14 protein-coding genes are annotated in these 18,062 nt (G+C 59.2%); 1 reads left to right on the forward strand and 13 read right to left on the reverse strand.

Annotated features, from left to right (window positions below; genetic code table 11):
* The 11 genes from FMM72_RS07020 to FMM72_RS16965 form a co-directional block, all read right to left on the reverse strand.
* Complete coding sequence (locus tag FMM72_RS07020) at positions 1 to 420, reverse strand: synapsin-1 (Synapsin I) (RefSeq protein WP_162220984.1); 420 nt, start codon at positions 418 to 420, stop codon at positions 1 to 3.
* Positions 417 to 1,163, reverse strand: a complete 747-nt coding sequence (locus FMM72_RS17150) for a hypothetical protein (RefSeq protein WP_243157737.1) — start codon at positions 1,161 to 1,163, stop codon at positions 417 to 419. The genes FMM72_RS07020 and FMM72_RS17150 overlap by 4 nt, the downstream gene beginning before the upstream one ends.
* Complete coding sequence (locus FMM72_RS07030; RefSeq protein ID WP_162220985.1) at positions 1,153 to 2,076, reverse strand: hypothetical protein; 924 nt, start codon at positions 2,074 to 2,076, stop codon at positions 1,153 to 1,155. Before FMM72_RS07030 ends, FMM72_RS17150 begins: the two co-directional genes overlap by 11 nt.
* Complete coding sequence (locus FMM72_RS07035) at positions 2,076 to 2,447, reverse strand: single-stranded DNA-binding protein (RefSeq protein WP_162220986.1); 372 nt, start codon at positions 2,445 to 2,447, stop codon at positions 2,076 to 2,078. The genes FMM72_RS07030 and FMM72_RS07035 overlap by 1 nt, the downstream gene beginning before the upstream one ends.
* A gap of 86 nt (positions 2,448 to 2,533) precedes the next feature.
* Positions 2,534 to 9,946 (reverse strand): SpaA isopeptide-forming pilin-related protein, encoded by a 7,413-nt coding sequence (locus tag FMM72_RS07040; RefSeq protein WP_162220987.1) that lies wholly within the window; start codon positions 9,944 to 9,946, stop codon positions 2,534 to 2,536.
* Positions 9,947 to 10,021: 75 nt separating this feature from the next.
* Positions 10,022 to 10,780, reverse strand: coding sequence for a CAP domain-containing protein (locus FMM72_RS07045; RefSeq protein ID WP_162220988.1), 759 nt, complete (start codon positions 10,778 to 10,780; stop codon positions 10,022 to 10,024).
* Between the two features lie 103 nt (positions 10,781 to 10,883).
* On the reverse strand, positions 10,884 to 11,261 hold the full coding sequence (locus FMM72_RS07050) for a hypothetical protein (RefSeq protein WP_162220989.1): 378 nt from the start codon (positions 11,259 to 11,261) through the stop codon (positions 10,884 to 10,886).
* The gene (locus tag FMM72_RS07055) at positions 11,258 to 12,067 is read right to left on the reverse strand and encodes a sortase (RefSeq protein WP_162221075.1); all 810 of its coding nucleotides are present in this window, start codon (positions 12,065 to 12,067) and stop codon (positions 11,258 to 11,260) included. Before FMM72_RS07055 ends, FMM72_RS07050 begins: the two co-directional genes overlap by 4 nt.
* A 34-nt stretch (positions 12,068 to 12,101) precedes the next feature.
* Positions 12,102 to 13,046 (reverse strand): hypothetical protein, encoded by a 945-nt coding sequence (locus tag FMM72_RS07060; protein ID WP_162220990.1) that lies wholly within the window; start codon positions 13,044 to 13,046, stop codon positions 12,102 to 12,104.
* Positions 13,047 to 13,223: 177 nt separating this feature from the next.
* On the reverse strand, positions 13,224 to 14,117 hold the full coding sequence (locus FMM72_RS07065) for a toprim domain-containing protein (RefSeq protein ID WP_162220991.1): 894 nt from the start codon (positions 14,115 to 14,117) through the stop codon (positions 13,224 to 13,226).
* Positions 14,118 to 14,280: 163 nt separating this feature from the next.
* Positions 14,281 to 14,754 (reverse strand): translation initiation factor 2, encoded by a 474-nt coding sequence (locus FMM72_RS16965; RefSeq protein ID WP_180322894.1) that lies wholly within the window; start codon positions 14,752 to 14,754, stop codon positions 14,281 to 14,283.
* A 440-nt stretch (positions 14,755 to 15,194) separates the two neighbouring features.
* Between FMM72_RS16965 and FMM72_RS07075 the strand changes: the two genes are divergently transcribed.
* A complete protein-coding gene (locus FMM72_RS07075) occupies positions 15,195 to 16,148 on the forward strand; it encodes a CAP domain-containing protein (RefSeq protein WP_162220992.1) in 954 nt (317 codons plus the stop codon).
* A gap of 96 nt (positions 16,149 to 16,244) precedes the next feature.
* Here FMM72_RS07075 and FMM72_RS07080 read toward each other — a convergent pair whose 3' ends face one another.
* Both FMM72_RS07080 and FMM72_RS07085 read right to left on the reverse strand, forming a co-directional pair.
* Positions 16,245 to 17,261, reverse strand: a complete 1,017-nt coding sequence (locus FMM72_RS07080; protein ID WP_160210669.1) for an electron transfer flavoprotein subunit alpha/FixB family protein — start codon at positions 17,259 to 17,261, stop codon at positions 16,245 to 16,247.
* An 18-nt stretch (positions 17,262 to 17,279) separates the two neighbouring features.
* Positions 17,280 to 18,062 carry an electron transfer flavoprotein subunit beta/FixA family protein gene (locus tag FMM72_RS07085; protein ID WP_160210668.1) on the reverse strand — a complete coding sequence of 261 codons (783 nt, stop codon included), beginning with the start codon at positions 18,060 to 18,062 and terminating at the stop codon, positions 17,280 to 17,282.

Raw genomic sequence — 18,062 nt, forward strand, 5'->3', positions numbered from 1 at the left:
TCACCCCACCTTTCGGAACCGGGAGAGCAGTTGATCCAGCACACGGATGCGGCCCCGCACCTTCCCGGAGGATACGTCCAGCCCCTTCATCTGGCGCCGGATGCGGTAACGGATGGCTTTGAGGTCTTGCCGGTCGCTGCAGCACTCTATCACGATGTACTCGCTGCCGCGGGCCAGCACCTCCCGCCTGCCGTTCTCATCCCGGATGCTGGACATCAGCCGCTGGCCCAGCCGCTTCCGGTAGCTGTTCTGGAGAGCTTCCGCGTCCCCGGACACACCATGTTTTTTCAGAATGGCGGCGATCTCCCCGGAGCTGATCCGCATATTGGCGGACAGCACGTCCATGATCTCGTCCTCCGCCGCAGGGGGCAGGAGGGGCTTGGGAGGCCCCGCCGCCCGCGCGGGCTGCTGTTTGCTCATCGCTCCACCCCTTTCTTTTTACGAGATTTTTTGATATTTTCTGGATGCCCCGGCAGCGGTACCCCAACATCCTCCGGGCAATAGAGATACATCCCTTTGACGGCATGGGCCTGCTCGGAAACGAAACCGGCAGGCGCGTCCTCCGGGCTGGCCGCCGCCAACACAGTCCGTTTGCGCCGGTCCTTCCGGGAGGTGTAGCTGTATTGATTCTCCCCGTCCCGGTAGATATGGAGGCCCTCCGGCTCCCCGTGCTGTCTGGCATAGGCGGTTACAGCGTCTTTCTCCGCAATAAACATGGGAATGACGCCCTTCTGCAGCTCCGGGCCGATACTGTTGACGTAGCGGATCATCTCCCGGATATCCCGGCAGTCAAACTCCGGCGCGTCAAAGCCGTACCGCTCCGTGACCAGCGCCCACTTCATGCGCTCATGAGGACTGTCCAAGGAGATCACAAAATATTTCCCATCCCGATTCCCGGACAGCGGCTCGAAGCGGGCATCGTCATACAGCGGCCCATTCAGGGGGCAGTTGTTCTTGAACCAGACGTAGTAATTGTCCAGGATAAACGGGTCGGTGATGCCCATGACCACCCGGCCTATCTTCTTCAGCCGCCCGGCCAGGGCGTGATCCTGGCAGAACCAATCGTACCAGCCCGCCTTGCATTGTGTGGCGTAGTCGGAGCGCTCAAAGGCCCCGGCCCGGAACTGTTCCTGCCACTGGCGGACAGACAACTCATCCGGCATCGCCGTCACCTCCCGGCAGCAGCGTTTCCAGAATGCCGGCGATAGCGGTGAACACCTCCGCCAGCTCACGGGCGTCCTTCATACTGTCCTCGATCTCCTCCCGCGTCATGCGGGTACATTCCGCCCAGATGCGGACGTTTTCCTCTGTGGGGGTCAGCAGCACGGCCTTTTCAAAGGCTTTGCAGAACAGATCAGCGATTCTGCCCCTTCGGTCGGCCTCCGCGTCACACTGCCGGATCTCCTTTTTCGCCTTTTCCAGCTCCACCGCCAGGGCGGCGGCTTCCTCCCGCTGCTCCTCCGGCAGCTCCCGCACCTGCCGGGTGATGTTGTAGCCCTGGTGGATGGACAGGTCGCCGCTGTCCAGGGCCTCCTTCACCGCAGGAGGGGCGTGTTCATTGATCTGCATCACCTTGCCCATGGTGCGTTCCCCCAGGCCGACAGCGTCCGCCAGTTCCTTGCGGGTATCCACAGGATCAGAGTGGACTTCCGGCAATGTTGCCGAAAGTCCACTATCATACTGATTCCCATGGTATTCCTGCTGATTGGCCCTCGCCCTGGCCTCAATGTCTGGCTTCAGCCGAAGGGCGATCTTGCCCAGCTCCCACTTGTCCAGGTTGCGGCGGCCCTTCTGGGTGTCCAGCGCCCACTGCTTGGCCTCCAGCATATCCTCAAACGAGAACACGGCCATCTGGTAGGGCAGGCCGTGCTGTTCGCACAGCCTCTGCCGGTTGTGGCCGTCAATGACCACCATGTCCTCGTTGACGATGACCGGGGAGTAGCAGCCGTTTTTCAGAATGTCCGCCTCCAGGGCGGCGAGCTGCTCCCCTGTCAGCGGGGGGAGCAGTTCAGCCATCTCAGGCAGGACGGTGGGGCTGCGATCGGTGCTGCTGTAGATGGTGCCGGTGTTCCGCATCAGGCCGCCTCACTGGCACAGCCATCCTCGCTGGCCGCGCCAACGGCCTCATCCACCTTCCGGGGGGACAGGAACTCCACCTCGTTGGCCTTGATGAGAAATCCCGGCTGGCGGGTGGGGTCCTCCGCGAAGGTGATGGTTTCGAAGTCGCCGGAGGCGGCCAGCTTGCAGCCCTTCCAGGCGAAGGCGGCGCACCGCTCCGCCAGCGCGCCCCGGACCTTGATGGAGATGAAGTCGGTGAGCTTGTTGCCCTCCCGGTCCCGGTAGCGGCGGTCGGAGGCGATACGCAGGATGGCGTAGGGCTTGCCGTCCTCATGGCACTTCAGCTCCACATCGTTGGTCAGGTTCCCGATTGCGGTAATTTTCAGCATAGCTATTCTCCTTTTTCAAATGATGTTATTTATAATGTATAGGGGAGCCGCCTGTTGGCGGCCCCCCTGGGTGCGAATGGGAGGGATCAATATCCGGTCTTGGGCAGCGGGGTGGGCTTGCCGTAGACGGTGGTCACCCAGCGGCTGATGGCCTGCACCCAGACCCCATTGTACACACCGCCCACATCCGCGATGTTGACGAAACTGCTGCCAGCGGTCAGGCCGGCCACGGCGGTACACTTGATCTGGGGCTTCTCCACCTGGGCGAAGCCAGCGGGGGCCTGCCCGAAGACGAACATCACTTCCGTCACCCGCTCATTGGCCGCGAGGCCCAGGGCGGCGGGGGATGCCTGCAGGGTATAGTTTCTGCTGGTGGACAGGTTATCCGCCAGTGTCCGGTACTCGCCGCCGTTCACCCGGTAGGTGATCTTATACACGCCGGGGAAGTTGTAGGTGCCGGTGACGATGGTGTTCAGCCGCACCTGGGCGGGGAGCGTATCCCTCCAGTAGAAGGACTGGAGCATGACGTTGGAATTGTTGGCGATGCCGGACAGCACATAGTTCACCGGCTGGCCTGCCATGGCCTCCCTGGGTCCGGTCTTGGTGATGGACACCCCGGTGGTCAGGCTCTTGTTGGTCACCTCGAAGCGGAGGATCTGGCCCTCATGCTCCAGGTAGGCGGTCAGCTCGGTATCGCTCACGCCGTAGTTGGCAGGGGCCTTGGTCTCCCGGATGGTATAGCGGCCCAGAGGCAGGGGCTTGGAGGAGGCCAGACCGCGCTGGTCGCTCTTGATGGTGTCCACAAGGTTCCCGGCCTTGTCGTAGATCTCGAACACAGCCCCCTCCAGCGGGGTACCCGCAGGCAGACCGTTGGTGGAGTTGTAGTCGGCGGACTTCTTCACGATTTGGATCTGAGCGGTGATGGGGATGTTTTTCCACTCCACCAGGGTGGTCTCGCCAGCGGTCACATACACGGTTTTCATCTGGGTATCGGGGACGTAGCCCTCGTTCTCCAACTCCCGCAAGTAGTACCGGCCAGAAACCGTCAGGTTCTCGATGTAAACATACCCGGAATTGTCGGAGGTGTACTGCCCGATGGGGGCGTTGGCGCTGTCATACAGCAGGAAGGTCACGCCCTGGATGCCTTTGCCGGTGACGCTGTTGGTCTTGTGGATGAGAATGCCGCTGAAAGGCTTGTTTTCCACAGTCAGCGTGGTGTTTTTGCCATTTTTCATGGTGAAATAGTGGCGCGTGGCGTCCAGCTTGAAGCCCTTCGCCGCCTCGGTCTCCACCGCGTAGTAGTCTCCGGCGTCCAGCTTGAGGGACACCCGGCCATCGCTGCCGGTGGTGACTGTCTCCACCAAGGCATCATCCGAGGCGCGGCGGATCTCGAAGGTCACGTTGGGGATGCGCTTCTCCTTGTTCCCCTCTACCACTTTGATGAGTTCAAAGGTGCCGATGGGGTCATTCTCGAACACCAGATCATTGCCGCCGTTGGTTCCGCCGCCCACATTGGTGCTGCCGCCAGTATTGCCGTTGGTGGTCCCGCCTACGGTTCCGCTGTTCACAGAGTTGGAGCCGTTTTTCACGATGATGGTCTGGGGCGTGGGATTGAGAACATAGCCGTCCGGCACTTTGGTCTCGGTGACCACCACGGTGCTGCCGGGAACAAGGCCCGTCACAACGACAGTCCCATCCTTGCCGGTAGTATAGCGGCCCAGCACAGTGCCGTTGCCGTCCTTGACCGTGAACTCGGTGCCGGGAATCGGCTTTCCGGTGACGGAGTCCAGCTTGGTCAGGGTCAGGCTGCACAGGGGTTCATTCAGGAACGTGAGGGTCTGGGTATCCAGGGGGTTGACGGTGACCGTTTGGGTCTGGGTACTCTGGTCAATGACATAGCCGGGGGCGGGCTTGGTCTCCTTGACCACCACCGTGCCGGTGATGCCGCTGATACGGATCTCACCCTTGTCATCGGTGGTGTAGAGGCCGTTGCTGCTGAGATGCCCGTTGTCGTTATCAACGTACCCGCCGTTGGCGTAGGTGAGCTGGAATTGCGCGCCAGGGATGAGCGCGCCGGTTACGCTGTCCTTCTTTTGGATGACCAGGGTCCCGGCTTTCTTGTTCCAGAAGATGAGTTCGGGGGCCTGGGGGCCTGCGGTGATCTTCACGCTCTTGGGTGTTCCATCCAGCACATAGCCGTCCACGGTCTTGATCTCCCGTGCGGTGATGGTGGTTCCAGGCTCCAGGTTCTCCACCACGATCTCCCCGGCGGCATTGGTGTAAAACACGCCATCGCCGGGGCCAACAGGTGCGCCGCTGCCGTCTGTGATCTTGAAGGCCACGCCAGCGAGAGGCTCATTAGCGGTCCCCTCAATGTACTTGCGGATCGTGAGGTTCACAGTGGGGTCATTTTCAAAAGTCAGGTCGTTGCCATTGCCGGTATTGGTGCTGCCGCCAGTATTTCCTCCCGTGGTTCCGCCGCTGTTCACGGTATTGGAGCCATTCTTCACAATGATGGTTTTGGGCGTGGTGTCCAGCACATAGCCATACGGCACCTTGGTTTCGGACACCACCACAGTGCTGCCGGGAACAAGGCCCGTTACAACGACAGTCCCATCCTTGCCGGTGGTGTAGCGGCCCAAAATCGTCCCGTTACCGTCCTTGACCGTGAACTCAGTGCCGGGAACAGGCTTGCCGGTGACGGAGTCCAGCTTGGTAAGGGTCAGGCTGCACAGGGGTTCATTCAGGAAGGTGAGGGTCTGGGTGTCCAGGGGGTTGACGGTGACCGTCTGGGTTTGGGTACTCTGGTCGATGACATAGCCGGGGGCGGGCTTGGTCTCCTTGACCACCACGGTCCCGGTGACACCGTTGATGCGGATTTCGCCCTTATCATCGGTGGTGTAGAGGCCATTGGAGGACAGGTGGCCGTTGTCGTTATCAACGTACCCGCCGTTGGCGTAGGTGAGCTGGAACTGCGCACCAGAAATGAGCGCGCCGCTCACACTGTCTTTCTTCTGGATGACCAGGGTTCCGGCCCGCTTGTTCCAAAATGTCAACTGCTGCGCTTCGCCGCCCTTGATGAGAATATCCTGGGGAGTTCCATCCAAAACGAAGCCCTCCACGGTCTTGATCTCCCGCACCTTCACGGTGGTGCCGGGTTCGATGCCCTCCAGCACGATCTCACCGGCCTTGTCTGTGTAGTAGATCCCATCGTCCGGGCCGACAGCGCCGCCGTTGCCGTCTACAACCTTAAAGGCCACGCCGGACAGCGGTTCGTTCTCAGTTCCCTCGATAAACTTCCGAATAATCAGCGTAGTGCCCGGTTCATCGTCAAAGATCAGGGTGTTGGCCACGCCGGTGCGCACCACAGTATTCTTAGGGGTCTCGTCCAAAATGTACCCGTTGGGGGCCTTTTTCTCGGAGACGACCACAGTGGAATTGGGAGCCAGCCCGGTAACGGTGACAGTGCCGTCCGTGCCGGTGGTGTAGAGGCCGTTATTGGGGCCGATCACATGGCCGGAGCTGTCCCGCACCATAAACTCAGCGCCCCTCAGGGGCTTTTTGGTTACCGCGTCCCGCTTCAGGATGGTCAGGGTGCAGAGAGGGTCGTCGTAGAAGCGCAGGGTCTGGGTGTCCCCGGCGTTGACCACAACCATCTGGGGCGTGGGGTCCTTGCGGTAATTGTCCGGAGCCTTTTCCTCAGACACCACATAGGTTCCGGGGAGCAGCTTGGACAGCACGATCTGCCCGTTGACGTCGGTGGTGTAGAGGCCGTTGGAGGAGGTCATCCCCTCGTTGTCCGGGGTCAGTTCACCGTTGGCAGTCATCACCTTGAACTGCGCTCCAGCCAGGGGCTGACGGGTCACGCTGTCGTACTTCTCAATGATCAGGCCGCCCTTGCGGGTGTTCTTGATCACCACGGTCTGGGTGTCGCCGCCCTGCCCGATGACCACGTTGGTGGAGGGCGTGTCGATGACATACCCGCCGTCCGGGGCCTTGATCTCATTGATCACATAGGCGCCGGGGGCCAGATTGGTGATTCTGATCTCTCCCTGAGCGTCGGTGGTGAAAATGCCGTTCTGGGTCAGGGTAGACGAGCCGATGACCCCGTCCAGGCCCACCTCGCAGCCAGCGGCGGTGGTGATTCTGAACTCCGCGCCGGGAAGCACCTCATCGGTCTGGCTGTCCCGCTTTTGGATGATCAGGCTGCCCTTCGGCTGATTTTTGAAGGTGAGGGACACGGTTTTGCCCGCCTGGATCTGGATGGTCTGGCTCTGGGTATCCAGGATGAAGCCAGCGGGGGCGCGGACCTCGGTGACTACCACGCTCTTTCCCGGCTTCAGTCCGGGGATGCGGATCTCGCCATTTTCGTCTGTTCTGAAAATGCCGTTGGAGTCGCCAATCAGGGTCCCGTCCGCGTACATGATCTTGAACTCGGCGTTCTGGAGGGTCACGCTGGGGTTGGTGGCGCAGACCTTCCGAATGAGCAGGATGCCGTCCGGGGCGTTGTCGAAGGAGACGGTGACCACGTTCTGCTCACCCTTGTCGGAAATATAGACCGTTTCAGAGGCATTGATGATGGAGTAGCCGTCCGCCGGGTCGATTTCCTCCACGATGTAGGTGCCGGCAGTCAGCCCGGTCCAGATGGCGGTTCCGTTTTTCCCGGTCACCTTCGTACCGATGACCGTGCCGCCAGTGCCGGAAGTGCCGCCCAAAAAGCGGAGCTGGAAGGTACAGCCGGGGAGGGCCTCATGGGTCACGCTGTCGTATTTCTCCACTACGATGGCGTTTAACGGCTCGTTGAAAAAAGTGAGCGTCTTGCTCTCGCCGCCGTGGAGGATCACCTTCTGGGTGAGAGGTTCCTTCATCTGGAAGCCGGGAGCAGGCTCCACCTCGGTGACGGTGTATTCTCCGGGGTACAGCTTCTTTCCTTTCTCGTGGAGCTTGATCTGGCCGCTGGCGTCGGTGACGAAGATGCCGAAGTCCATGGAGGCGGGAGCGCCCGCAGCCTCACCATTGCTGGTGTAGGTCACACGGAACTTGGCGCCCTCGATGGGAGCGCCGGCCACGCTGTCCTCCTTGAAAATGGTCAGCTCCGGGGTCTTGTGGTTGCGGAACACCACCGTTTTCTCATCGCCAGGGTTCAGGGAGATAGTCTGCACCCGGTCGGCGTCCTTGTCCGGCAGGTAGTAGGGGGCGGGGACGGACTTCTCCGTGATGCGGTAGGTTCCGGGATCAACACGCAGAGCCACTGTGCCGTCCGGCCCGGTTCTCCAATCATCCTTGTAGTCGCTGTCAATGCCCTCCACGGTGAGGACCGTGCCGGGGACCGGCACTCCGGTATCGGCGTCGATCTTCGAGAGAGTCAACAGGGGCTTCTTGCTGTTTTTGAAGATCAGGGTCTTTTCATCGCCGCCGTTCAGGCTGATGGTCTGGGTCCGGCCGGCTTCGTCCTCCGGCAGACAGTAGGGTTCGGGGACGGACTTCTCCGTTACCCGGTAGCTGCCGGGGGCGACGCGCAGAGTGACGAAGCCGTCCGCCTCGGTGGTCACATCCTGGCGGTAGTCGCTGTCGATGCCCTCCACGGTGAACACAGTGCCGGGAATGGGGGTGTTGGACCCCTGCTCTACCTTGGAGATTTTCAGGACAGGCTGCTTCAGGTTGTCAAAGACCAGCTCCTTGCTGTCTCCGGCCCCCAGCCAGATCGTCTGGGTGGGTTCGTCTCCCACCACATAGGGATCAGGGACGGACTTTTCCGTCACCTCGTAGCTGTCCACAGGAATATTGGAGAGGACCGCCCTGCCGTCCGGCCCGGTGGTCACATCGTTGTGGTAGCCGTAATGGATGCCGCGAATTTCAAAATGAGTGTTGGGGATCACATCCCCGGTCTGCGCGTCCCGTTTCAGAATCGTCAGATTGGGGAGCCGCTTGTCGGAAGCTGTCACGGTGACCGTGCCGCCGCCGTTGACAGTTGCCTGATCCACATGGGCGATTACCGGCTCGGTAAGGGTGGCCCAGGGAGCCGGTACGGACACCTCCACGAAGGCGTACATCCCCTCGGTCACATCGGTGACGGTGATGGAGCCGTCCGCTTTGGTGGCCTCCGTGCCGATAATCTGTCCATCCTTCACGATGTTGAACACAGCGCCAGGGAGAGGGTTATCAGAATCGTCTTTTTTGATGAGACGTACCTTTACCTTGGCGTCATTCTCAAAAACCAGGGCCACGTCAGTTTTGCCGTCCCATACAAAGGTCTGCTTGGTCTTATTCACATCGGGGCTTTTGGTGTACCCCTCCGGGGGAGTGACCTCCTCGGCGGTGTAACTGCCCAGGGGCATATCCTTCCAGGGCACGTCCGTCAGGTAACCGCCCGCGCCGGTGACGTAGGTCCCGGTGAAGTCGTTGTCCACGCCCTCGATTTTAATGACCGCCCCAGCGAGGCCCCTGGTGGGATCGTCCGCGTCCACCTTGCGGATACTGCCCTCGCCGGTGATTTCAGGGGTGTCCGTAAAGGTGACGGTCACAGTTTTATCGCTGCCGCTGGGCAGAACAACATACTGAGGCCCAGGATTGTCGATCTCATAGCCCTCCGGGGCCTCCAGTTCGGTTACAGCATAGGTGCCGGCCTCCAAATTGGGTACGGTCACAGTGCCGTCGCTGCCTGTCACCACTTCCTTGGAGTAGGAACCGTTTTCGGAGGCAACAAGAAAACGCGCTCCGGGCAGAGTCTTATTGGGATTGGTGGAATCCACCTTCTTGACCGTCAAGCTGTACTTTTCACGGGTGACGTTCAGTTCCCCTACCATGACGGCCTGCACATCATTGGAGGGGTGGTAGCTGGAGCCAGGGCCTGTGTAGGCGTACTCGTAGACCTCACACTCGCCCCATACACCCTGCGCACCCAGGTCGAGGATATACTGCGCCCGGTCCCGGAACGATCTGCCGTCCATCGTCTCGTCAATACTGGAATAATTGGTGTGTTCCAGATTGTTGTAGACGCACAGCAGTTCCTCAGCGCAGGCAACCACAGGGTCGGACAGCAGACCGGCCTTGTAGCGCCAGACGATGGCCTGGGTCCAGGAGTTCATCGTCCATGCGTAGTTGCTGTCCCACACATCATCTACACCCAAAGCCTTGGCTTGATCAGTAAAGACGCCGGTGGAGTGGGCGTAGAAGTACGCCATCATGGTTTTGACGGTGGGGTCGTTGACCGGCTTGGGACTCCCCCAGGTGTGGCCCTCCAGTGACCAGCCCATGCCCTTGCCCTTCTCGGCACAGAAGCCCATGGTGCTCTTTCCGTTAAGTCCAAAGTGCATCTGGTGCAGATGGCAGGTACCCAGAGCTGGGGACTCATACTTGACCCCATTGTGGGTGCAGTCGTCCATCTTGATGGTGTCCGGCGTGGCGGCGAGGGCTGTGCCGGGGAGCAGGCCCAGCACGCAGACCAGGGCCAGCAGAGCCGCGATCAGGCGGGTTCGGGGAAAATGGAACTTTTTCATAGCTTGTCAGCCTCCTTTTTGACAGAAAACGGCCCTCCAGCTTGCGCTGGAAGGCCGTTTTGGTTTTATTTTCGCTTACGCATAAAAATTGACGCTGTTTGGGATTCCGACGAACATGTAGCAGTAGGTGATGCCGTCGTACTGGGTCACACCCACGCCGATGCAGTCGCATCTTGAGTCGATCATGGTCTCGAAGTGACCGGGAGAGTTGATCCAGTTGTCGACGGCGCGCCGGGCGGCGTCGTCTGTGCCGGTGAACACGGTGAGGTTATCTCCGAAACCGTAGGGGTAGCCGGCGTCAGCGGCGGCTTGGCCCTCCTCTGCGGCGTGATGCCAGGTGTAGCGCCGGTCGGAGCAGGCTTGGGCGGCGGTCATCAGGGCCTCGCTGACCGGCAGCTCCGACACGCCGTTGGCCTTGCGGGTCTGGTTGATCAGGCGAATCAGCTCCTGCCGTATCTCCATGTTGTCCGGCTGGATTGCGCTGTCTGGGCTGGCAGGTGCATTGGCGGAGCCGACTGTGAGCGTCAGGGTTCCAGACGCTCCGGCTCGGTTGGCGGCGGTAATCTCTGCGGTTCCCTCCGACTTGGCGACAGCTACCCAGAAGGTCAGCACCTGCTCCACCGCCACGATATCCGGGGCGCTGGAGGTAACGGTGTACTCCTCACCGCTGGGGCCGATGATGAGGCTGCTGCGCTCTCCCACCTCCAGGGTACTGCCCTTGTAGCTGCTTACCCGAATTGTGTCAGGAAAGTCTGCCGCCTGGGCGGGGACAGCCAGCAGGGCCGCGGTCATGGTTCCAGCCAGCAGCAGGGACAGGATTTTTCTGTTTTTCATGCTCAATTCCTCCGTTTCGTAATATGGTGGGGCTTTGCAAACCGAACCATACCACAGAAGGCGGGGAAAGTCGAACACAATCCGCAGACAGTTTTTAGCCGTATTATCTCGTCATGGAACTGCGGCGGTGTGGCTTTTTCTTTGTTCCTGCCTGCTGGCTATCCCGCTGCGGTGTATCACCGCACAAGATTCTGACACAACGGATGAGGGCCTCGTCCTGGGGACGATCCAGCCCCGTCAATTTCAGCCACTGATCCGCCACAGCTTTCAGCGGGTCCTCCAATGCCAGCAGGGCCACAGCGTCCGATTCCGTAACCAGATCCTGGAGTTTAGCCGCTACATTCCGGGCTGCAAGGATATTTTCCAAATCGTCCTGCCGCTTACCGGGCGTACTGGCCTCCCAGCCCCGCGCAAGCCGCGCAAAGCGGTTGGCCAATACCTGCGCCAATTCCTCTATGGCACTCTGGTATTCCACGCTCATCCTTCCACCGCCGTGACCTTCCAGCGGTACTCCGGCTGGTCCATCACGCAGGTATAGAGCGTCACCCGGTTGTCGGTGGTGGGGGCGGTGCCGCTGGAGTCGTTCACGCTAACCTTCTCCACGCTGGCAACGGAATAGGTCCGGGTCCCCAGCAGGGTGGTCAGGGTGATGGTGTCGCCAGCCTCCAGAGTATGAATCTTTCCGAAGTGATTGTTCACCCCTCGGTTATGTCCGGCGAAGCAGACGTTGCCATCCCAGATGCTGGTGTTGGCGAAGTGGCCTGCGCCCTTCTTCAGCGCGGCGCTGTCCGTACCCTGGTAGACCTTGACGGTCAGGTTGATGGCGGGGATCTTTAGCGTCCCCAGGCTGCCGTTGCTGTAGTAGAGATCGTCTGTCACCTCGGTGTAGCCGCCCGTGGTATTGCCCTGGGCGATGTCGGTGGGGTTGCCGCCGGGGATCTGGGTCATGGTGACATTGCCGCTCACCGAGGGGTACTGGCCGGGGATGACGGAACTGCCCGCCGTCCCTCCGTTGATGTTGGCACTGCCCACCTGATTCACCAAGCCGCCGGATAGTGCGCCGGGGACGAGGTTGGGGGTAAGGTACTCGCCGCTGCCGGGGAGGTAGCTGGTGGGAGTCCCGAAGCCGGGGGCGGTCAGGGCGGTGTTCTTGCTCCGGTCCACATTGGGGTTCTCCCACTCGTAGATGGTGTCATCGCTGGTGGGCTGGCCGAAGAGGTAGTCCTCCGGGGCGTCAAAGGTGTACTCCAGGGCGCTGGCCTGGGTGACGCACAGGGCGCACAGCATCATGGCCAGCAGAAAACTTCGCAATTTCAATCGATCATCTCCTCTCACGGAATTTTTTGTAAGCGAACACACCTCCAGCGCCCAAGGCCAAAACCACCACGCCAATCATCACAGGGCGTTTCAGGCCGGACAAATCCACAGGCTCTTTGGCGGTGTCCGGGGTCTCCGTCTGGCCGGGGTCAGAGTCGTGCTGTTCATCGCCGTCAGGGGCTTTGGACTCCTCCGGGGCCTTTTCGCTGCCGAAGATGGCGGTGTAGGTGACCACGGCACAGTTGGCCTTGGACACCTCGCCGGTGTAGCTGGCGCTGACGGTGTAGCCGGTAGCGTACCGGCTGCTGGCGGTCCCGGTATAGCTGGCGGTGGCGGTGTACCGGGTGACAGGGTTGCCCTCGCCGTCCACATCGGCGGTCTCGCTCCACTTCACATCCCCCAAGGTCAGGGTCTTGCCCTTGTCCTCGATGCTCTTGGGGATGAGGGAGGTATCCGCTTCGGACAGGTTGGGATAGCTGCGGCTGGCGGAGAGGGTGCTGGTCTTGGTGGCGTAGCCGTCCGTGGTCACCTGGACGCTGGTGTGGTCCAGCCGCAGGATGCCCACATAGCCGTCCTCTGTGGTCACCTCCATCTCCGCATCCAGCCGCTGGAGGATAGTCTCCAGATTATTGGTATCGCTGGCCTGGGTGATGGTCTCGGTGTGGGTCTGGATGTCCACCCCCACCTCGTCCTTCCGGGTCATGTCCAGCAGATAGTAGCGCCGCCCGTTGCGGATGAAGTCCTCGGTGGGGATGAGGCTGGGATCGTCTGCCAGCGAGAGCTGATAGGTCTTGTTGATCCGCAGCTCGTCAAAGTCGCCGTAGGTGTATTCCTCCACGGAAATGGGGTAGTAGCTGGCGCTCTGGCCCGTGTCCTCTGCGGCCAGGGCGGTGGCGCTTCCGGCCATGACGAGGGCAAGGGCGCACAGGATGGTGAAAATGCGTTTCATGGTATTTTCCTCCGTTTTTTCGTATTTTTTAGCCTGGATGATGAATTATCTGGCAGCGGCCTGACTGCGTCGTCGCAAGCTCCGTATCCCTCGTCCCGCCGCAAGCGGCAGGACTCGCTCACTTCGCTGCTCCTCCTTTTCCCACGGCACCCGCTTCGCTGGGCTGCCGTGGGAGCCCTATTTCCCCCTTTCTCTGGTCCGGCCTCGCTGTAGCAGGCACTCGTTCCAATCCTTGCCTTGGGCAGGGGCGCGGACGGATACGGTGTAGCCTTTTTCTGCGTACTCCGCTTGGAACTTCTCTGTGGCTTCCCTCCCTGGCCCGTCCGCATCCAAGCACAGAACGATCCGCTTCAGGTGTGGATTCTCCCGCAGGTAGGTGTCCAGCGGGCCTTGGTACAGGCCGCACAGAGCCACGGCGTTGCTCCGCACCTGCCGGTGCAGGGTACAGAAGCTCATCAGGTCGATGGGAGCCTCGAACACCGCCACCCAATCCAGGGCCGGGTCGCAGGGGAGGCGGAAGGCCACGTTCTTGTCGCTGCCTACCGCATCACCCTTGAAACCGGAGCCGTTCAGGTCATAGGTGCCGCGCTTGCTGGCGAACACCGGCTTACCGCTGACCTCCCGGCCCACGAACACGCAGTTGTGGTGCAGGCTGTCCTCATAGAGCAGGCCGGAGTCGATGAAGCCCCGGATGACCTGGGCGGAGATGCCTCTCTTTTGAAGATAGGCAAACACTCGCCGCTGATCTGCATGGGCGATGGGCAGGGTGAAGACAGGTTTTTCCTTCTTCTGGACAGGCTTGGGGTGGGGGATGGGGGAGTCCCTGGCGCGGCCTCCATTGAACTCCAGCAGGTAGTTCACCGCCTCCCGGAAATCCTTGCCGCAGAACTCCTGCAAAAACGTGATGGCGTCCCCGCCCGTGCCGTTGGAGTAGCGCTTCCAGGTCCGGCGGTCCTTGATGCGGAGGCTGTCCATCTCCCTGGTGGTGTGATACCGGCTGCCCAGGCGGCGGACGGTGTAGCCCAAGTGTTCCAGCAGGTCCGGCAGGTCTGTCCCCTTGGCGGTCTCCATCTCTTCGTCCGTGAATTTCCAGAAATCCTCTGGGTTTGGGGTTCGTCTCGTAGTAGTCACCTCCTTTGGCGAAAACGAAAAGAGGCCCCCAGAGCATCCCGGTCTTGGGATGCTCTGGGGGCCTCTCATCTGCTGTTTGGTTGTCGCCGCCTCACACGGCCCACTACGCGCTCAACGCGGCGGGGGTGTCCTCCTCCTGGGGCTGGGCGCTGCCGTCCTCCGACCCGGCCTCACAGGGGCTGACACCGGCCTCGTCCACGTCCATCGGCTCACTCATGTTCAGCACTCCGATGATTGCGTTCAGGACGAACTCCCGCTGGGTGACCTTCCGGCCCAGGCGGGCGCTCTCTCGCTCCAGGTGCGCCTTGATCCGCTGAAAAAGTTCTTCATCGATTTGGAAGGCCAGGGTTCGATTCTTGCCATTCGTCATAGCTGCATTTCCTCCATTTTCTTTCATTTCATAGTATTCGAGTAACAGATTGGTGATGTACTGCGCGGTGGTCAGGCCCGATTCCTCTCTGGCCTCCGTTACTCGGTCGTGGAGGCTGAGTGGTATCTGAGCGCATAGGTTCTTTTTTTGCTCCATACTGCTGTTCTCCTTTCCGCTGATTGCAAGGCAAGTATAGCCGAAAGGCATTGAGAAAGCTATTACCAACACCACCAAAGAACCAGAGTGCAAATGAAGCAAATGTAACAGTGGTGGGAAAACAAAAGCCCCCAGAGCTGCCAGACTTTTCCGGTCACTTTGGGGATAGGCGGATAGCGAGTTTACTCCATCTGTAAAAGGTGGATTTTGCATCTCTGGTGCGTAATTTTTTTGAAACGGGAGACCGTTTTGAAAAAGCCAACTTTTTGATTTTCTTTCCCGCCTCAATGTTTCTCTTTTGCATGAAATATGTGATTTTATTTTTCTGTTTTTGGGCGGTATCTTTTTCATCTATACAAGGTTTGGAAAAATTAACGATGCGTTCATTGTACCGCCCCGCAATTTATGTTAATATAAATATGTTCAATATTTGTTTCACCCTAAAATGCTGTATTCTTCCGGCATTTTAAGGTTTTGGAAGGAGTTTCCCTATGAAGAAATATGCATATATATTGGCATTGTTGGTTCTTTTTTCCGGCTGTTCTGCATTACAGGAAAAGCCGGAACCGTCGTCTGTCTCCGCCGTCTCCTCCCTGGCCTCGCCAACAGCTCCAGACGAATCCAGCGGTGCATCCGCGCAGGAAGATACCCAAGCTGCGCGCGCCCAATTGTACAGCATGATTATGAATACATCCGCTGATATCTCCAAAATGGATCAGAGCGTGACTGATGCTTTGATTCGTTTGGCGCAAGCTCTCCCAGCTCAGCGGACTGCCGTCCAGGAGGAGGCGCCAGCCGAACCAGTGGTGGTATCGCCGGACTCTGACGAGCAAATTTCGGCTCAAGCAGAACAGCAGCCTGCCGTTCAGGAGACGCCTGTAACGCAGATGCCATCCGCCCAGGAAGCAAGCGCGCCCCAAAAAGATACGGCGCCTGCTCAGCCGGCGGATACACAGCCGGCTGATACGATTGAGGAACCTGTCTTAAAACCAAAAGCGACTATTTCCAGCACCAATTTTTTAAGCAAAGTCGAGGACCAGGTGTTGGCGCTTATCAACGAGGAGCGCATAAATCAGGGGTTCAGCCCGCTTACCTCCGATCCGGACCTGAAAACGTCCGCACGTATTCGCAGCAAAGAACTTTATGAAAGCGGGACGTTCGCACATCAGCGCCCAAATGGTGATGAATGGAGTACTGTAATTACACAGGATGTGCCAATTAAATTCATCGCAGCTGGCGAAAACCTTTGTACCACCGCTTACAACGATCCTAATCTAAACAGCGCCTATGACGCACAGTTTTGGTTCGATCGCTGGTATAACAGCCCGGATCATTATGAAAATATGGTGCGGCCCAATTTTACACATGTGGGTGTCGGAATTTATTGTATGGAGAAAGACGGCTTCATTTACGCTTACGCTACCACGATTTTCGCAGAATTTTAAATTTGCATTGCTACAATCAACACCGTTCTGAAAAAGAGCGTGCAATCCGAATGGATTGCACGCTCTTTTCAACAGTACACTTGCTCTACAAAAGCTTCAGGCATTCTTGGAAGCGCGGGCTTTCTTGACCTCCTCGGTAAAGAGGGGCAGAATCTTGCAGACATCGCCGACAACACCGTAATCAGCGACCTCAAAAATCGGAGCAGCCGGGTCCTTATTGATCGCAATAATGATATCCGATTCCTCCATGCCAGCCAAATGTTGAATCGCGCCGGAGATGCCACAGGCAATATAAAGATTCGGACGGACGGTCTTGCCGGTCTGGCCGACCTGACGATCCTTTTCCACCCAACCTGCGTCGACACAGGCGCGAGAGGAAGAAATGGTTCCACCGAGCGCCTCGGCCAGTTCTTCGAGCATCTTAAAGTTTTCTGGGCAGCCGACGCCGCGACCGCCGGAAACAAGCACTTTCGCATCTTGAATGTCCATCTTCTCGCTGACCTTCTTGATCACCTCGACGATTTCGACATTTTTATGTGCGGCGATGTCTTTCAGCTCAAAGTTTTCAACCTTGCATTCCGCACCTTCGATCGGGCTGATGCGCTGCATCACGCCCGGACGTACCGTCGCCATCTGCGGGCGGTGCTCAGGGCACAGGATCGTCGCCATGATGTTGCCGCCGAACGCCGGACGGGTCATCTGAAGATTCTTTGTCTCCGGATCGATCTCAAGGCCGGTGCAGTCGGCTGTCAGACCGGTATGTACGCGCGCGGAAACACGCGGAGCCATATCGCGGCCGATGGCTGTTGCGCCATAGAGCACAACCTCCGGCTTGTGCGCTTTGATGACCTCAGTCATCGCATACGCATACGGCTCAGTCATATACGTCTCCAGAGCCGGATCGTCAACGACGATCACACGGTCTGCGCCGTATTTGGCCAGCTTCTTCGTCAAATCCCCGACCTGATGGCCGAGCAGAACGGCTGTGACCTCCGTGCCGAGATCAGCGGCGAGCGCCTTGCCCTTGCCGATCAGCTCGTAGGAAACGCCGGTGATTTTATTGTCAACCTGCTGCGCGAAAATAAACACGCCTTTGTAATCAGATACAGCCATTTCGTTCACCACTTTCCATTACAGAATGAATTTTTCATGAAGCCTGTCGACCAGCCAGTTGGCCGATTCCTGCGGGTCGAGGGTCACAACGGTGCCCTTGCCCTTGACGGGCTTCGTGAACGATTTGAACACGCGTGTCGGCGAACCCTTGAGTCCGATGTTGCTGTCGTCGACCTTCAGGTCCGGGCGCGTCCAAACCTTGACTTCCTTCTCGCGGTATGCGTCAAAAATACCGCCCGGCGTCATATAACGCGGCTGATTCATCTCGCTGAGGGCGGTGATCAGGCAGGGCATCTTACATTTGACGATGTGATAGCGATCCTCATACTGGCGCTTAACAACAACGCTGTCGCCTTCAATCTTGAGATCCTCGGCATAGCTGATGTTCGGCAGTCCCAGATGCTCGGCGATCTGCGGACCGACCTGAGCTGTATCGCCGTCGATGGCCTGACGGCCGGTGATGATGAGATCATATTCCAGATTCTCGATCGCGGAGGCAATCGTGGAGGACGTGGCCCATGTATCGGCGCCGCCGAACGCACGGTCAGTGACGAGAATAGCCTCGTCAGCACCCATCGCAAGCGCCTCGCGCAGAGCAAGATCAGCCTGTGGCGGACCCATGGAGACGATCGTGACATGCGCGCCGTACTGATCTTTCAGCGCAAGCGCGGCCTCAAGACCGGCCTTGTCGTCAGGGTTGATGATGCTCGGAACACCTTCGCGGATCAGGGTACCGGTTACCGGATCGAGCTTGACCTCGTTGGTATCAGGTACCTGCTTAATGCAGACGATAATTTTCAA

The sequence above is a fragment of the Anaerotruncus colihominis genome (assembly GCF_010206195.1).
Classification (GTDB): Bacteria; Bacillota; Clostridia; order Oscillospirales; family Ruminococcaceae; genus Anaerotruncus; species Anaerotruncus colihominis_A.

What these genes read in the sequence shown, in the direction of transcription:
- FMM72_RS07055 (WP_162221075.1), bottom strand. Translation starts at nt 12,067, where the DNA reads ATGCTGTGCGCCCTGTGCGTCACCCAGGCCAGCGCCCTGGAGTACACC.
- FMM72_RS07020 (WP_162220984.1), bottom strand. Translation starts at nt 420, where the DNA reads ATGAGCAAACAGCAGCCCGCGCGGGCGGCGGGGCCTCCCAAGCCCCTC.
- FMM72_RS07045 (WP_162220988.1), bottom strand. Translation starts at nt 10,780, where the DNA reads ATGAAAAACAGAAAAATCCTGTCCCTGCTGCTGGCTGGAACCATGACC.
- FMM72_RS07035 (WP_162220986.1), bottom strand. Translation starts at nt 2,447, where the DNA reads ATGCTGAAAATTACCGCAATCGGGAACCTGACCAACGATGTGGAGCTG.
- FMM72_RS16965 (WP_180322894.1), bottom strand. Translation starts at nt 14,754, where the DNA reads ATGCCTTTCGGCTATACTTGCCTTGCAATCAGCGGAAAGGAGAACAGC.
- FMM72_RS07075 (WP_162220992.1), top strand. Translation starts at nt 15,195, where the DNA reads ATGAAGAAATATGCATATATATTGGCATTGTTGGTTCTTTTTTCCGGC.
- FMM72_RS07050 (WP_162220989.1), bottom strand. Translation starts at nt 11,261, where the DNA reads ATGAGCGTGGAATACCAGAGTGCCATAGAGGAATTGGCGCAGGTATTG.
- FMM72_RS07040 (WP_162220987.1), bottom strand. Translation starts at nt 9,946, where the DNA reads ATGAAAAAGTTCCATTTTCCCCGAACCCGCCTGATCGCGGCTCTGCTG.
- FMM72_RS07030 (WP_162220985.1), bottom strand. Translation starts at nt 2,076, where the DNA reads ATGCGGAACACCGGCACCATCTACAGCAGCACCGATCGCAGCCCCACC.
- FMM72_RS07060 (WP_162220990.1), bottom strand. Translation starts at nt 13,046, where the DNA reads ATGAAACGCATTTTCACCATCCTGTGCGCCCTTGCCCTCGTCATGGCC.
- FMM72_RS07065 (WP_162220991.1), bottom strand. Translation starts at nt 14,117, where the DNA reads ATGGAGACCGCCAAGGGGACAGACCTGCCGGACCTGCTGGAACACTTG.
- FMM72_RS17150 (WP_243157737.1), bottom strand. Translation starts at nt 1,163, where the DNA reads ATGCCGGATGAGTTGTCTGTCCGCCAGTGGCAGGAACAGTTCCGGGCC.
- FMM72_RS07080 (WP_160210669.1), bottom strand. Translation starts at nt 17,261, where the DNA reads ATGGCTGTATCTGATTACAAAGGCGTGTTTATTTTCGCGCAGCAGGTT.